Annotated in this window: 13 protein-coding genes; all 13 read left to right on the top strand. The window is 62.7% G+C overall.

The annotated features are described in order from the left end of the window. The first annotated feature begins 326 nt into the window (after nt 1-326). The 13 genes from proS to rseP all read left to right on the top strand — a co-directional run bounded on the left by proS (nt 327) and on the right by rseP (nt 15534). Complete coding sequence (gene proS, locus WGH93_RS05845; RefSeq protein WP_374763930.1) at nt 327-1712, top strand: proline--tRNA ligase; 1386 nt, start codon at nt 327-329, stop codon at nt 1710-1712. Beyond that, nucleotides 1709-2959: a lipoprotein-releasing ABC transporter permease subunit gene (locus WGH93_RS05840; RefSeq protein WP_374763929.1), complete on the top strand. Its 1251-nt coding sequence runs from the start codon at nt 1709-1711 to the stop codon at nt 2957-2959. The genes proS and WGH93_RS05840 overlap by 4 nt, the downstream gene beginning before the upstream one ends. After that, nucleotides 2956-3633: an ABC transporter ATP-binding protein gene (locus tag WGH93_RS05835; RefSeq protein WP_374763928.1), complete on the top strand. Its 678-nt coding sequence runs from the start codon at nt 2956-2958 to the stop codon at nt 3631-3633. Before WGH93_RS05840 ends, WGH93_RS05835 begins: the two co-directional genes overlap by 4 nt. 105 nt (nt 3634-3738) lie before the next feature. Further along, complete coding sequence (gene dnaE, locus WGH93_RS05830; protein WP_374763927.1) at nt 3739-7242, top strand: DNA polymerase III subunit alpha; 3504 nt, start codon at nt 3739-3741, stop codon at nt 7240-7242. Beyond that, nucleotides 7239-8069, top strand: a complete 831-nt coding sequence (locus tag WGH93_RS05825; RefSeq protein ID WP_374763926.1) for an NUDIX hydrolase — start codon at nt 7239-7241, stop codon at nt 8067-8069. The genes dnaE and WGH93_RS05825 overlap by 4 nt, the downstream gene beginning before the upstream one ends. A 140-nt stretch (nt 8070-8209) precedes the next feature. Beyond that, nucleotides 8210-9043: a 30S ribosomal protein S2 gene (rpsB, locus tag WGH93_RS05820; protein WP_374763925.1), complete on the top strand. Its 834-nt coding sequence runs from the start codon at nt 8210-8212 to the stop codon at nt 9041-9043. Nucleotides 9044-9132: 89 nt separating this feature from the next. Further along, complete coding sequence (gene tsf, locus WGH93_RS05815) at nt 9133-10059, top strand: translation elongation factor Ts (RefSeq protein ID WP_374763924.1); 927 nt, start codon at nt 9133-9135, stop codon at nt 10057-10059. A gap of 165 nt (nt 10060-10224) precedes the next feature. Continuing rightward, entirely contained in the window at nt 10225-10953 is a 729-nt protein-coding gene (gene pyrH, locus WGH93_RS05810; protein WP_374763923.1) for a UMP kinase, read from the top strand. Next, nucleotides 10953-11516 (top strand): ribosome recycling factor, encoded by a 564-nt coding sequence (gene frr / locus WGH93_RS05805; RefSeq protein ID WP_374763922.1) that lies wholly within the window; start codon nt 10953-10955, stop codon nt 11514-11516. The genes pyrH and frr overlap by 1 nt, the downstream gene beginning before the upstream one ends. 7 nt (nt 11517-11523) lie before the next feature. Beyond that, nucleotides 11524-12321 carry an isoprenyl transferase gene (locus WGH93_RS05800; RefSeq protein WP_374763921.1) on the top strand — a complete coding sequence of 266 codons (798 nt, stop codon included), beginning with the start codon at nt 11524-11526 and terminating at the stop codon, nt 12319-12321. Nucleotides 12322-12382: 61 nt separating this feature from the next. Beyond that, the gene (locus tag WGH93_RS05795) at nt 12383-13189 is read left to right on the top strand and encodes a phosphatidate cytidylyltransferase (protein ID WP_374763920.1); all 807 of its coding nucleotides are present in this window, start codon (nt 12383-12385) and stop codon (nt 13187-13189) included. Then, nucleotides 13186-14346, top strand: a complete 1161-nt coding sequence (locus WGH93_RS05790) for a 1-deoxy-D-xylulose-5-phosphate reductoisomerase (protein ID WP_374763919.1) — start codon at nt 13186-13188, stop codon at nt 14344-14346. The genes WGH93_RS05795 and WGH93_RS05790 overlap by 4 nt, the downstream gene beginning before the upstream one ends. 78 nt (nt 14347-14424) lie before the next feature. Beyond that, complete coding sequence (gene rseP / locus WGH93_RS05785; RefSeq protein WP_374763918.1) at nt 14425-15534, top strand: RIP metalloprotease RseP; 1110 nt, start codon at nt 14425-14427, stop codon at nt 15532-15534. The last annotated feature ends 46 nt before the right edge of the window (nt 15535-15580 follow it).

Raw genomic sequence — 15580 nt, 5'->3', positions numbered from 1 at the left:
TCCTGGGTGCGGCTTGTGCCGCTTATCCTCCCTGAGCGTGGGCCAGTGTGTGGCCTCGTCGCTGCAAGACAGACGCTAGAAGAAGCACCCCGACTTGTCTTGAACGAAATGCCGCCTCAGTCGGCATAGGCTTGTAAAAAGGCAAGGGCTGTGGCCTGTTGGCAACAGGTTGCCGCGGCGGAGGCTGTTTTCAGGCGATGAGCCGCCCGGCTGGGCCGCAGCCGGGAAAAGCGTTGCGCGCGGCGCGGGCTTCTGTAACACAAGGGGCCGTGATCGGGGCGGGTGCATGATGGCCGCCCGAACAGGACAGTGGAGACTCGAAAGCCATGCGTTTAAGCCGTTATTTCCTGCCCACCATGAAAGAAACGCCGGCGGAAGCGGCCATCGCCAGCCACCGGCTGATGCTGCGTGCCGGCATGATCCGTCAAAGCGCCGCGGGGATTTATACCTGGCTGCCGCTTGGCAAGCGCGTGCTGGACCGGATCGAACGTATCGTTCATCAGGAACAGGTGCGCGCCGGGGCGATCGAAGTGCTGATGCCCACCATTCAGTCCGCGGACCTGTGGCGTGAAAGCGGTCGCTATGATGACTATGGCAAGGAAATGCTGCGGATCACGGATCGGCATGACCGGGATCTGCTCTATGGCCCCACCAATGAAGAACTGATCACCGATATTTTCCGGCGGGAGATCAAGTCCTACAAGGACTTGCCGAAAAACCTCTATCATGTGCAGTGGAAATTCCGTGATGAGATCCGCCCCCGTTTCGGGGTGATGCGGGGGCGTGAATTCCTGATGAAGGATGCCTACAGCTTCGATCTGGACGAGGCCAGCGCCCGCACCGCCTATCAGACCATGTTCGCGGCCTATATCCGCACCTTTGCCCGCATGGGGTTGAAGGCGATTCCGATGAAGGCGGAAACCGGCCCCATTGGCGGCGACCTGAGCCATGAATTCGTGATTCTGGCGGATCAGGGCGAAAGCGCCGTTTTCTTCGATGCGGCTTTCCACGAAATGGACCCCCTGGGTGAAACCGTGGATTTCGGCAAGGATGCCCTGGAAGACCTGTTCCGGCGCTGGACCGGGCTATATGCCGCCACGGACGAAATCCACGATCCCGACAATCACCCCGTAGCGGCGGATCGCCTGCTGGAGGGGCGCGGCATCGAAGTGGGGCATATCTTCAATTTCGGCACCAAATATTCCGAGCCCATGGGCGCCACCGTGCAGGGGCCGGAGGGCGAGACGGTGCCCGTTCAGATGGGCTCCTATGGCATTGGCGTATCGCGCCTGGTGGGCGGCATCATCGAGGCTTCTCATGACGACAACGGCATCATCTGGCCGGAAAGCGTGGCGCCGTTCGATGTGGGGCTGATCAATCTCAAGCCCGCGGACGCCGCGTGCACCGAGGCGGCGGACGGTTTCTACAGGGATTTGCAGGAAGCGGGGCTGGACGTGCTCCATGATGACCGGGACGAGCGCCCCGGCGGCAAGTTCAAGGATATGGACCTGATCGGCCTGCCCTGGCAGATCGTGGTGGGCCCGCGCGGCTTGGCCGCCGGTGTGGTGGAGCTCAAGCACCGGGCGAGTGGGGAAAAGCGTGAACTGCCGTTTGAAGAGGCGCGCACCCTGTTGATGGACCGTCAGCAGGCGCTGGCGCTTGAGGCACGGGGTGGCCGGACTGTAAGCAGGGAAGGGGAAAGCCTGTTTTGATCGCGCGCGGCTATGAATGGACCATTGTGCGCCGTTATCTATCGGCGCGGCGGCGGGATCGCTTCATCTCCGTCACGGCCATTCTGTCCATCCTGGCCATAGCGCTGGGGGTGGCGGCGCTGATCGTGGTCATGTCGGTGATGAACGGCTTTCGCAGCGAATTGATGGATCGCATACTTGGCTATCATGGCCATGTTCTGGTGCAGGGATATGGCGGCCAGATCAGCGATTATGACGCGCTGGCCGGGCGCATCCGGGATGTGGACGGCGTGGTGCGGGTGACGCCTTTTGTGGAACAGCAGGTGATGGTGACCCGCGACGATCAGGCCTGGGGTGGCATTGTGCGCGGCCTGCCGGACGACAGCTTCACCGACCCGGACGCGCTCAATCTGGCTGATATCCGGGCCGGGGCGCTGGAAGACGCGGTCGCCGACGGGGGTATTGTGATCGGCTATGAATTGGCGGCCAATCTGGGCGTCGGGGTGGGGGACGAGGTTACCATTGTCAGCCCGAAGCCGGTGAACACGCCCTTTGGCTCAACCCTGCGCTATCTGGCGTTTCCCGTGCGGGCCGTGGTGGAGGTGGGGGTATACCAGTTCGATGAAAGCTTCATCGGTATGCCACTGTCCCAGGCCCAGACTTTTTTCCGCACCGGGAGCGCGGTCACGAATATGGAAGTCTTCCTGACCAGCCCTGAAGCGGTGGACGCGGTGCGCCCCGCCATCAGCGAAGTGGTTGGCCGGGACGCCTATGTTCGCGGCTGGAAAAGTTTCAATCAGGCACTGGTGGGCGCCTTGCAGACCGAGCGGGTGGCCATGTTCATCGTCTTGACGCTGATCATCGTGGTGGCGGTGTTCAATATCGCCTCCAGCCTGTTCATGCTGGTGAAGGACAAGGCCGCCGATATTGCCATTCTGCGCACCATGGGTACCAGTCGCGCCGGTATCATGCGGATTTTCGTCACCACCGGGCTTGCGGTGGGGTTGATGGGGATTGCCGCGGGCGGGTTGCTTTCATGGGCCTTCATCGCCAATCTTCAGACCATCAAGGCGGGTATCGAGGGTATGCTGGGCCTGAACCTGTGGGACCCCAGCGTGCGCTTTATCACCAATATGCGGGCGGAAGTGAACTGGACGGAAGTGCTGCTCACCGTGGTGGTGGCTGCATTCCTGTCCTTCATTGCCACGCTCATCCCCGCGCGCCGCGCCGCTTCGCTCGATCCCGTTAGCGTGTTGAGGTATGAATGATGGCTGTGCTTGCGCTTGAAGGCATTGCCCGCCGCTTCGTTCAGGGGCCGAAAACCCTGACCATATTGCAGGATATCTCGCTGGCGGTTCAGCCGGGCGAGCTGGTGGGGCTGCTGGGGGCATCCGGGGCGGGCAAGTCCACCCTTTTGCAGATCGCCGGGCTTCTTGATCAGCCCAGCGCCGGGACCATCAGCATCGCGGGTGAGGATGTGACCGCCGCCAGCGATATGCGCCGCACTGCCGTGCGCCGGGACAAGCTCGGCTTTGTCTATCAGTTCCATCATCTGTTGCCCGATTTCACGGCACTGGAAAACGTGACCCTGCCGCTGCGCATAAAGGGCGTGTCCCGCCGGGATGCCCTGCAACGCGCCACCGCCATGCTGGAACGCATCGGACTGGGGGAGCGGCTGGGCCATGTGCCGGCGGAGCTGTCCGGGGGGGAGCAGCAGCGGGTGGCCATTGCCCGCGCCATTGTGGGCCGCCCCGCCTTGCTGCTGGCGGATGAGCCCACCGGCAACCTGGATGAGCAAACGTCGGAGCGGGTCTTTGATCTGCTGCTGGCGCTGGTGCGGGAAGAGGGCGTGTCCGCCATGGTGGCCACCCATGATCCCCGGTTGGCGAGTCGGATGGATCGCCGGCTGACACTCACCGCCGGGGGGCTGGTCGCCGCCTGATCCGCCGCGCTTTGGACCGTGTGCCTTGCCCATGCGGGTCCGCTTGCCTAGCCTGTATGGGGGCGCCCGATCCGGCTGTGCCTCATCACCGCTGAAAGGGGCCTTATGACCGCCGCCACCTTCATTCATTTGCGGGTTCATACCGCCTATTCCCTGTCCGAGGGGGCCATTCATGTGGCCGATCTGGTCAAGCAGTGCGTGGGCCTGAAAATGCCCGCCGTGGCCATGACGGATACGGACAACATGTTTGCCGCGCTGGAATTTTCCAGCAAGGCGGCTGAATCCGGCGTGCAGCCCATAGTGGGCGTGACCCTTCATGTGCAGAACCCCTTTCTGACGGTGGACCCGCGCGCCCGCAGCGGCCCGGCGCCGGATCAACTCGTGCTGCTGGCACAGAGCGAGACCGGCTATGGCAATCTGATGAAGCTGGTCTCCAAGGGCCATCTGGAAAGCGACCCCACCCAGGGCGTTCGCCTGCCGCTGGAGGCGTTTGACGGCCTGACCGAGGGAATTATCTGCCTGTCGGGCGGCGCTTCCGGGCCGGTGGGGCGGTTGCTGCTGGAAGGTGACGGGGCGGGCGCTGAATCCTGTGCGGCCCGGCTTCAGGCCCTGTTCCCCGATCGCTTCTATATGGAAATCAGCCGTCACGGGCTGGAGGCGGAGGATCGCACCGAGGAAGCCATGCTGGATATCGCCTTTGATCGGGGTATTCCGGTGGTGGCGACCAATCAGCCCTTTTTCGTTTCCCGCGATATGTATGAGGCCCATGACACCCTGCTGTGCATGGCCGACAGCACCTATGTCAGCGCCGAGGACCGTCGCCGTCTGAATCCCGAATTTCGCTTCAAGACAGCGGAAGAAATGGTGGAGTTGTTCAAAGACATCCCGGAAGCCATTGAAAATACAGTGAATATCGCAAAAAGGTGCCATTATCGCGTTAAGGTGATTGACCCGCTATTGCCAAATTACACCCGCGGCATGGACATGTCGGAAGCGGATATGCTCCGGGAATGGACGCTGAAAGGTCTGGCCGAAAGGCTGGATTTCAAGGCCGGGGAAGAGGGGCTGACTCGCGGCGAGGACTGGGAAAAGCCCTATCATGACCGTCTGGAACATGAACTGAAAATCATTAACCAGATGGGCTTTCCGGGCTATTTCCTGATCGTGGCGGACTTCATTCAGTGGGCGAAGGACCATGATATCCCGGTGGGGCCGGGCCGGGGCTCCGGTGCGGGGTCGTTGGTGGCCTATGCCTTGAAGATCACGGACCTGGACCCGCTGCGCTTCTCCCTGCTGTTCGAGCGGTTCCTGAACCCCGAGCGGGTCAATATGCCTGATTTCGACATCGATTTCTGCCAGGACAAGCGCGACCGGGTGATCCGCTATGTGCAGGACAAGTACGGCCATGATCATGTGGCGCAGATCATCACGTTCGGAAAATTGCAGGCGCGCGCGGTGGTCAAGGGATGTGGCCGGGTGATGCAGCAGCCCTATCCGGTCACGGACAGGCTCTCGAAGCTCATTCCCAACGATCCCGGCAATGCCATGACGCTGGAGCAGGCGATCGATTATGAACCGCGCCTGCGCCAGGAAATGGACAGCGACGAATTGACCGCGGCGGTGATGGATCGCGCGCTCAAGCTGGAGGGGTTGTATGCGCACGCCTCCACCCATGCGGCGGGAGTGGTGATCGGGGATCGGCCACTGGATCAGTTGGTGCCGCTGTATCAGGACCCGAAATCCGACATGCCGGTGACCCAGTTCAACATGAAATGGGTGGAGCAGGCGGGACTGGTGAAATTCGATTTTCTCGGCCTCAAGACTCTGACGGTGCTGGACCGTGCCGTGGGCTATATCAGGCAGCGCGGCATCGAGGTGGACCTGGACCATGTACCGCTGGATAATCCGGCGGCTTTCGATCTTTTGCAGCGGGGCGACACGGCGGGCGTTTTCCAGCTTGAGAGCGCGGGGATGCGCTCCACGCTTAAGGGACTGAAACCGGACACCTTCGAGGACATCATCGCCATTGTGGCGCTCTATCGGCCTGGCCCCATGGACAATATCCCCACCTATGTGAACCGCAAGCACGGACGGGAGGAGATCGAATATCCCCACCCCCTGCTTGAGGGCATCCTGTCGGAGACCAATGGCGTCATCATCTATCAGGAACAGGTGATGGAGATTGCCCAGGTCATGTCGGGATACAGCCTGGGGGAAGCCGACCTGTTGCGCCGGGCCATGGGCAAGAAGATCGCCGAGGAGATGGACAAGCAGCGCGATCGCTTCTGCCGGGGCGCCGAAGAGCGGGGAATCGCTGCAAAGGAAGCCAACCAGGTCTTTGATCTGGTGGCGAAATTCGCCCTGTATGGTTTCAACAAGAGCCACGCCGCCGCCTATGCGCTGGTGGCCTATCACACCGCCTATCTGAAGGCGAATTACCCGGTCGAATTCATGGCCGCCATCATGAGTCTTGACTTGAATAACACCGACAAACTAGGTGAATTCAAACAGGAATTGGTGCGATCTGAAATTCCGCTTCTGCTGCCGGATATCAACCGGTCGGCTTCAGCCTTCACGGTGGAAACGGTGGACGAGCCTTATTGCGAACCCGATGATCCCCGGCATGATCAGGGGGTGCGCTATGCCCTGTCCGCCATCAAGGGCGTGGGCGAAAAGGCCATGGACGCCGTGGTGGCGGAGCGGGAGGAAAACGGCCCCTTTACGGACCTGTTCGACTTTGCCGAGCGCATCGATCCGCGCCTGATGAACAAGCGTCAGCTAGAGCAACTGGCCGCCGCCGGGGCGTTTGATCAACTGGTGGGGGATCGGGCGCAGGCTTATGCCAGTGCCGACCTGATCCTGAAAACCGCCCAGCGCAAGGCGGAAGAGCGGGAAAGCAATCAGGTGAGCCTGTTCGGCGGGGAAATGGGCGCGCAGGCGGATCGCCCGGCACTGCCCATGGTCAAAAGCTGGACCGATAGCGATCTGCTGGAAAATGAGCGCAAGGCCGTGGGCTTTTATATCTCGGCCCACCCCCTGGACAGTTACGAGACCATTCTCAAGCGGGAGCGCATTTTGCCCGCCCGCACCGTAAAGCGGGATTCCAGCCTGATCGGGCAGACCGTGCGCATGGCCGGGGCGATCATCGCCTGGCGGGAGGGGCAGTCCAAGAAGACCGGCAAGCGCTTCGGCATTCTGGCCTTGTCCGATCATACGGACAGCTTCGAGGTGATGGTGTTTTCCGACATGCTGGACGCGGCGCGGGCCCTGGTGGACGAGGGCGCCCCCGTAGTGGCCAATGTGCAGTTGCGCCAGCGGGACGGGGAGGATGTGGGCCTGTCGGCTCGCGCGCTGGACAGCCTTGAGACCGTGGCCAGCAATTCGGCCAAGAAGCTGCTGGTGGACGTGACCGACCCCAAGGCGTTCGAGGGTATCCGCGCCGCGCTGGACCGTCGCGGCGGTGGCCGGGGCAGGGTCATGGTGCGACTGGCGCTTCAGGGCGGCCAGAAGCTGGCGGAATTCGAGCTGGACGGCCATTTTCGCGTCACGCCCGAACTGCGACAGGCCATCGCCGCCGAAATCGGCGTCATGGCGGTGGAGGAAGTATGACCCGTCGCTTTTCAGGCAGGGCTTCCCCGCCCGTCTCCGCCGCGTCCGCCGAGCCTGCCGCCACCCTGTTATTGCTGCGCCCCGCCGCGCGCGGCCCGGAGGTGTTGATGGTGCGCCGCTCGGAGCGCATGGCATTCGCGCCGGGGGCGCTGGTTTTCCCCGGTGGCAAGCTGGACAGGACCGATAGCAATGTGGCGCGCTGGCGGTCTCTGGTGTCGAAAGGGGACCGCGGGCGCGATCTGCCCTGGCGGATCGCCGCGCTCAGGGAACTTTATGAGGAAACCGGGCTGGTTCATGCGGATGGGCGTTGGCCCGCCGCCCGCCATGCCAGTGCGCCGCTCGACCGCTTTCTGCGGTGCCATGGGGGGCGGCTGGACAGCGACTCGCTGGTCCTTTTTGCCCACTGGATCACGCCCGATGATCTGCCGCGCCGTTTTGACACCCGTTTTTATCTGGCCGCACTGAAACCGGGGGAGCGCGCCCGGCACGACGCGGGGGAGACCACCGCTGCCGTCTGGCTGTCACCGCAGCGTCTGCTGGCCGGTATGGTCGGCGATCTGATGCCGCCGACCCGGCTCACCCTGACGCGGCTGGCGCGTTTTGGCAGCGTGGGCGCGGCTCTCCGCCACGCCCGGCGGCATCCGCCCATGCCGATCAAGCCCGTGGCGGGGTCCAGCAACGGGCGTCGGGTGCTGTTTCTGCCACCGGGTAACGAGCATGGCATCACCGCATTGCCTTTTCCGGGGGCTGGCTCTGGCACGCCTGCAAAGGGAATCGGATCAAGCCCCGGAGGAACGGGCCCGGACGGGGTGACAGAAAGCACTTGATATTGGCCGGGTGCGGACGTATACACGCGCCCGACTTCGCACATGACCCGCACCGGCTGCCCTGCTGCAAGGGTGGCCATCCGGTGGCTCCAACGGGAGCCCAGGGGTCATGGAGGCACAACCGGTAAAGGAGAGAGATCATGGCTCTGCCGCAAGTCGATATGCGCGCGCTTCTGGAAGCGGGCGTTCACTTTGGTCACCAGACCCACCGCTGGAACCCGAAAATGGGTCCTTTCATCTTTGGGGAGCGTAACGGCATCCACATTGTGGACCTGTCCAAGACCGTTCCCTATCTGACCCGCGCCATGGAAGCCGTGCGTGAAACCGTCGCTGGCGGTGGCCGGGTGCTGTTCGTGGGCACCAAGCGCCAGGCGTCCCCCATCGTGGCGGAAGCGGCCAAGCGCTCCGGTCAGTACTATGTGAACAACCGCTGGCTCGGCGGCATGATGACCAACTGGAAAACCATTTCCCATTCCATCCGCCGCCTGAAGCAGCTTGATGAAATGCTGAAGCAGGACCAGACCGGCCTGACCAAGAAGGAAATCCTGCAATCCACGCGGGAGCGGGACAAGCTGGAACTGTCGCTGGGCGGCATTCAGGACATGGGCGGCCTGCCGGACCTGATGTTCATTGTGGACATCAACCGCGACACGCTGGCCGCGAAGGAAGCCAACCGGCTGGGCATTCCGGTGGCCGCCATTGTGGATACCAATTCCGACCCGGACGGCATCGCCTATCCGATCCCCGGCAATGATGACGCGACCCGCGCGCTGCGGCTGTATTGCGACCTGATCGCGGATTCCGCGCTTGATGGTATTCAGCAGCAGCTTGCCGCTCAGGGTGTGGATACCGGTGCGCAGGCGGATGCGGGTGCGGCGCCTGCCGCGGCCCCGGCATCAGAAGATGCCGCACCGGAAGCCGAGGCCCCCGCGGCACCGGAAGCAGCGGCTGAAGGCGAAGCCGCCAAGAGCTGACGGGATGGCCAGGCTTTGCACCTGGTTGCTGTGCGTATTTCCGGGCCGGGCGCCTTTGCCCGGTCCGTCTTCAATCGAGAGGGACAGACATGGCTCAGATTACTGCCAAACTGGTTAAGGACCTGCGCGAGAAATCCGGCGCGGGCATGATGGATTGCAAAAAGGCGCTGGCGGAAAACGATGGCGACATGGATGGCGCACTGGACTGGCTGCGCACCAAGGGCCTGTCGGCTGCCGCCAAGAAATCCGGTCGTGTGGCCGTTGAAGGTCTGGTGGGCCTGTTCGCCGAAGGGCCGAAGGCTGCCGTGGTGGAAGTCAATTCCGAGACTGACTTCGTGGCGCGCAACAAGCAGTTCCAGGATTTTGTGGAAGGTGTGGCCCGCGTGGCTCATGCCGCTGGCGAGGACATGGACGCCGTGGCCGAAGCCGCTTTTCCGGGCAGCGACAAGGCGGTCAAGGATGTGTTGACCGACAATATCGCCACTATCGGCGAGAACATGACCCTGCGCCGGGCGCGTGTTCTGGCCGTTGAGAATGGCTTTATCGGCAGCTATATCCACAACAACGTGACTGACACCACGGGCAAGATCGTGGCGCTGGTGGCGCTGGAATCCGATGCTGGAGAAGATGTGCTGGCACCGCTCGGCAAGCAGCTTGCCATGCATGTGGCGGCCGCCAATCCGGCATCCCTTGATGTGGATGATCTGGATCAGGACCTGGTCGAGCGCGAGAAAGAGGTTCAGCGCCAGAAGGCTCGCGAATCCGGTAAGCCGGAAAACATCATCGAGAAGATGATCGAGGGCCGGATGCGCAAATTCTACGAAGAAGTGAGCCTGCTCAAGCAGACTTTTGTGATCGATGGGGAAACCCCGGTTGAGAAGGTGGTCAGCCAGGCCGCCGAAAAAGCGGGGACCGACATCAAGGTCACCGGCTTTGTGCGCCTGGAACTGGGCGAAGGTCTGGAGAAGAAAGAAGAAGATTTCGCCGCCGAAGTGGCTGCGGCTGCCGGGTCCTGATCCGGCGAGAGGAATTGAAGGCCCGGAAGCATCGTCTTCCGGGCTTTTTTTGTGTCCGTGCCCGGTGTGCCATAATTGGCTGTGGTGGTCCGGCGGGCAGGAAGCTAGACTTGGCCGACCCGCACCGGGTGGCCAGGGTGCGGGTTCATGCAAGGGGGCATAAAGATGCAGTCGCAACCACGCTTTCGCCGTATCATGCTGAAACTGTCCGGCGAGGCCCTGATGGGCGACGGGCAGTTCGGGATTGATCCTGAAACGATCAAGCGCTTTGCCGAGGATATCAGACGCGCCCATCAATATGGGGCGGAAATCTGCATTGTCTGCGGCGGCGGCAATATCTTTCGCGGATTGGCCGGTGCGGCCCAGGGGATCGAGCGGGCCACGGCGGACCAGATGGGTATGCTGGCCACGGTGATGAATGCACTGGCCTTGCAGAACGGGCTGGAGACCATCGGCATCGATACCCGTGTGCTGTCCGCCATTCCCATGTCCAGCATTTGCGAACCCTATATTCGCCGCCGGGCGATCCGTCATCTGGAAAAGGGGCGGGTGGTGATCTTTGCCGCAGGCACGGGCAACCCGTTCTTCACCACGGACACGGCGGCGGCCCTGCGCGCCGCGGAAATGGACTGCGATGCCTTGATCAAGGCAACCCAGGTGGATGGGGTCTATACGGCTGACCCGAAAGTTGACCCCAGCGCAACCCGTTTTGAAACATTGAGTTATATGGATGTATTGAGGCGCGACCTTAAGGTGATGGATGCCTCGGCCATATCATTGAGCCGGGAGAACAACATTCCCATTGTCGTCTTTTCAATCCAGTCCAAAGATGGTTTGGTGGGTGTCCTGTCCGGGGATGGCACCTGCACGATCGTAGGCGAGGAGCAAGACTGATGGCCGAAGAAAAACTGAACATGAAGGATCTGGAGCGGCGAATGCAGGGGGCGATCGACAGCCTGCGGCATGAATTCGCCGGACTGAGGAGTGGCCGGGCCACCACCAGCCTGCTTGATCCGGTCAATGTGGAGGTGTACGGCGCCGTCATGCCGATTTCCCAGGTGGGAACGCTATCCGTGCCGGAGCCGCGCATGTTGTCTGTGCAGGTGTGGGACAAGAACAATGTCTCCTCGGTGGAAAAGGCCATCCGCAATGCGGGACTTGGGCTCAATCCCATGGTGGATGGCACCACGGTGCGCGTGCCCGTGCCGCAGCTCACTGAGGAGCGGCGCAAGGAAATGGTCAAGGTGGCGCACAAATATGCCGAGCAGGGGCGCGTGGCCATTCGCAATGTACGCCGGGACGGTATGGACACCATCAAGAAGATGGAAAAGGACAAGACCATCAGCGAGGACGAAGCCAAACAGGAAGGCGAAAAGGTCCAGAAGCTGACCGACAGATATGTGGCCGACGTGGACCGCATGGCGTCGGAAAAGGAACAGGAAATCATGCAGGTTTGATCGCATCATGTCCCAGGGCGCCCGCAATGACATGACCGGCCCCGCATCCGCCGATGCGGCGGAACAATCCCCCGCGCCTGAAGACCGGCGGGCTGGTGGCGGTGCTGCGAGTGCCCGGCATGTGGCCATCATCATGGACGGCAATGGCCGCTGGGCCGAGGCGCGTGGTCTGCCCCGTTCGGTGGGCCACAAGAAGGGGGCGGAGGCGGTCAGGCGCACCGTCCGCGCCGCGGGTGAACTGGGGCTGGACTATCTGACGCTGTACGCCTTTTCATCGGAGAACTGGCGGCGCCCCGCATCGGAAGTGCGGGATCTGATGGGCCTGTTGCGCCATTATCTGCGCCAGGAAGTAAAAACACTCCACAAGGAGGGAGTGCGACTCAGGGTGATTGGCCGCCGCGATCGCCTTGACAGCGACATTATCGCCCTGATCGAGGAAGCGGAGGCCCTGACCCGTGGAAACGGGCGCCTTACCCTGGTCATTGCCCTGAATTATGGTGGCCGCGGCGAGATAACGGATGCTGTACGCGCCATTGCCGCCGCCGTACTGGAAGGGCGTGAAAGCCTGAGCGAGATCGACGAGGGTACCGTGGCGGCGGCCCTGTCCACGCACGATATGCCGGACCCTGACCTGATCATCCGCACCAGCGGCGAAAAGCGCCTGTCCAATTTCCTGCTGTGGCAGGCGGCCTATAGCGAGTTTCTCTTCATGGACATTTACTGGCCGGATTTCGACGCCGCCAGCCTGGAGGAGGCTCTGACCCATTATCGCCAGCGGGAAAGGCGGTTCGGGTCCCGGCCCTGATCACCTGGCGCCACAATTCGAGGGGAGGCTCATCATTTCAGCCAATCTGGTTCAGCGTATCGTGGCCGCGCTTGCGCTGCTGCCGGTGGTTCTCTTTCCGATCTGGAAAGGGGGGTTGTGGTTTGAACTGCTTCTCGTCGCTGGTGGCGTGCTCATGCTGCTGGAATGGCTGGTGATGACCGGCGTGAAAACGCCGTTTCTCAGGGCCATCGGAATCGCGGCGGTGGCCGCACTGGCGTTCTGGCAGCCGGTCGTGCTGGGCCCGCTGGTGCCGATCTGGTCACTGGCGCTGGTCTTGCTGGCGGGAACCCGCTTCACCCTGCCTGCGCGATATTATCAGCCGCAGGATGAAAGGCGTCGCCATGTGGGCTGGCTGCTTACGGGTATTGCCTATGTGGGGCTGCCGATATTCGCGCTTGGCTGGATACGGGTTGCCGAAGGCGGCGCGCTGGCGGTTCTTTGGGTGTTTCTGGTGGTCTGGGCCACGGATGTGGGCGGCTATTTCGCGGGCAAGGGTCTGGGCGGGCCTAAGCTGGCGCCGCGAATCAGCCCCAAAAAGACCTGGGCCGGTCTGCTGGGGGGCATGGCGCTGGCAGCCGGGGTCTCCGCCGCCATGGCCTGGATCGTGGCGGATATGAGCGGCGCGCCATGGCACCACCCCGGCGGCCTTGCCCTGGCGGCCTTGCCGCTGGCGGTTCTGGCGCAACTGGGTGACCTGTATGAAAGCCGGATGAAGCGATTTTTCGGAATCAAGGATAGCGGCCATCTGATTCCCGGCCATGGCGGCCTGCTGGACCGGGTTGACGGCCTGGTCTTCGTGGCGCCCGCGGTGGCCACCTATATGGCCGTGGGAGCGGGGGCTTCATGAAAAGCTTGAGCGTTCTGGGCGCCACCGGCTCTATCGGGAAAAGCACGCTGGATCTGGTGCGCCATCATCATGACCGGTTCCGCATAGGGGTGCTGACCGCCAACCGCAATGTGGATGCCCTGATCGCGCTGGCACGGGAATTCCGCCCGGACATGGTGGCCATCGGGGACGAGAGCCGGGCCGGTGCGCTCCGCGCCGGGCTGGACGGTCTTGGCATCGATGTGGCCGCGGGCGAAGAGGGGATTGTCGCCGCCGCCGCCCATCCGGCGGACCTTACCGTTGCGGGCATATTGGGGGCCGCGGGTCTGCGACCGGTTCTGGCGGCGATCGACCGGGGCGGGGTGATCGCGCTGGCCAACAAGGAGTGCCTCGTCTGTGCCGGGGAGTTGATGACGGCCCGCGTGGCGGAGCGCGGTGCCACGCTGCTACCGGTGGACAGCGAGCACAATGCCATTTTCCAGGTGTTTGAGGGGCGCCATCCCGAACGGGTGGAGCGCATCACCCTGACCGCCAGCGGTGGGCCGTTTCGTGGCTGGGATCGCGCACGTCTGGCCGATGTGACACCGGAACAGGCGGTGGCCCACCCGAACTGGGACATGGGGCGAAAGATATCGGTCGATTCGGCCACATTGATGAACAAGGGCCTGGAAATGATCGAGGCCTATCATCTGTTCCCCATAGCGGCACAGCGCATTGATGTGCTGGTGCATCCCCAATCCGTTGTGCATTCGCTGGTCACGTACTGTGATGGCAGTGTTCTTGCGCAGATGGGGGCGCCTGACATGCGTACCCCGATCGCCTATTGCCTGGCCTGGCCGGATCGTATGGCGACCAGCGGTGCCAGGCTTGATCTGATGCAGCTCCGCCGGCTGGATTTCGAGCCACCGGATACGGACACGTTCCGCTGTCTGGCGCTGGCCCGTGCGGCGCTCAGGCAGGGCGGGGGGGCGCCGACCGTGCTTAATGCGGCCAATGAGATCGCTGTGGAGGGCTTTCTGGAAGGGCGGCTGGGCTTTCTTGCCATTTCCGACCTGGTGGAAGAGACGCTGGCGCGCGTTGACACGAAAGCGCCACAATCGCTGGACACGGTTTTCGCCCTGGATGCGGAAGCCCGGCGTGTGGCCCGCGCCTGTCTGGCGCACCACGCGCCCGCTTGAGGACAGAGAGCTTGTCAGGAAGGGTGTTGGGCGGTTATCACCTTTGCGACCCTGACAGCGCATGAGAGGACCCGGCGCATGGAAAGTGACGCTCCCGGATTCATCCTGACCATTGTGGCTTTTCTGGCCGGCTTCAGCCTGCTGGTCTTCATCCACGAGATGGGTCACTTTCTGGTGGCGCGGGCCTTTGGCGTGAAAGTGGATGCCTTTTCCATCGGATTTGGCCGCGAGCTGTTTGGCTGGACAGACCGTAAGGGCACGCGCTGGCGCATTTCGATGTTGCCGCTGGGCGGCTATGTGAAATTCTTTGGCGATCAGAGCGCGGCATCCGACCCGTCCCGCGCGGCGGCGGACATGCCGGCACAGGACCGGGCCGTGTGCCTGCATTTCAAGCCGGTATGGCAGCGCGCGCTGGTGGTTGCCGCGGGGCCTGCGATCAATCTTCTGGCGGGTGCGCTGGTGTTCGCCGGGTTCTATCTCTTTTACGGAATCAATGTGGCTGAGCCCGTGGTGGCAAAGGTGATGCCGGAGTCGGCGGCCGCCGAAGCGGGGCTCAGCGAGGGTGACCGCATTCTGCGGATCGACGGCAAGGCGGTGGACAGCTTCAGCGACATCTCCCCGATCGTGCGCCTGTATCCGGGCCGGGAAGTGAGCCTGACCATAAAGCGCGATGCGCGCACCATGACGATCACACCGACCCTGGGCACCCAATATATGGAAGATCGCTGGGGAAACCGCTACCCTTACGGCGTGCTTGGGGTGCAGAGCGGCCCGGCCAGCAACCAGCCGGTTGGCCCAATCCGGGCCGTGGGCGAGGGGGTGGAGCAGACCGGTGTAATGATTCGCTCCATTTTCACCACGCTGGGCCAGTTGGTGATGGGCCTGCGCTCGGTTGACGAGGTGGGCGGACCTTTGCGGATCGCCACCATGACGGGGGAGGCCGCCGCCAAGGGGCCGGAGACCTTCATCTGGTTCCTGGCCCTGATTTCCATCAATCTGGGCGTCATCAATCTTTTACCGATCCCTGTACTGGACGGCGGGCACCTTATGTTTTATGCCATTGAGGCTCTCAAGGGTTCGCCTTTGAGTGCCAAAGCCCAGGAAGCCGGTTTTGTCGCCGGTTTTGCCCTGGTGCTGATGTTCATGGTGCTTGTCACGTTGAACGACTTGAAATCCATGGCGCTGTAAGTCACGGTCCACGCCGCCTCGCCATAATCACAAGAACGGGCTGAAC

Origin of the sequence: Yunchengibacter salinarum (genome assembly GCF_037658235.1) — a bacterium.
GTDB classification, from domain to species: domain Bacteria; phylum Pseudomonadota; class Alphaproteobacteria; order Sphingomonadales; family Kordiimonadaceae; genus Yunchengibacter; species Yunchengibacter salinarum.
This window is presented reverse-complemented; position numbering and strand designations above follow the sequence as displayed.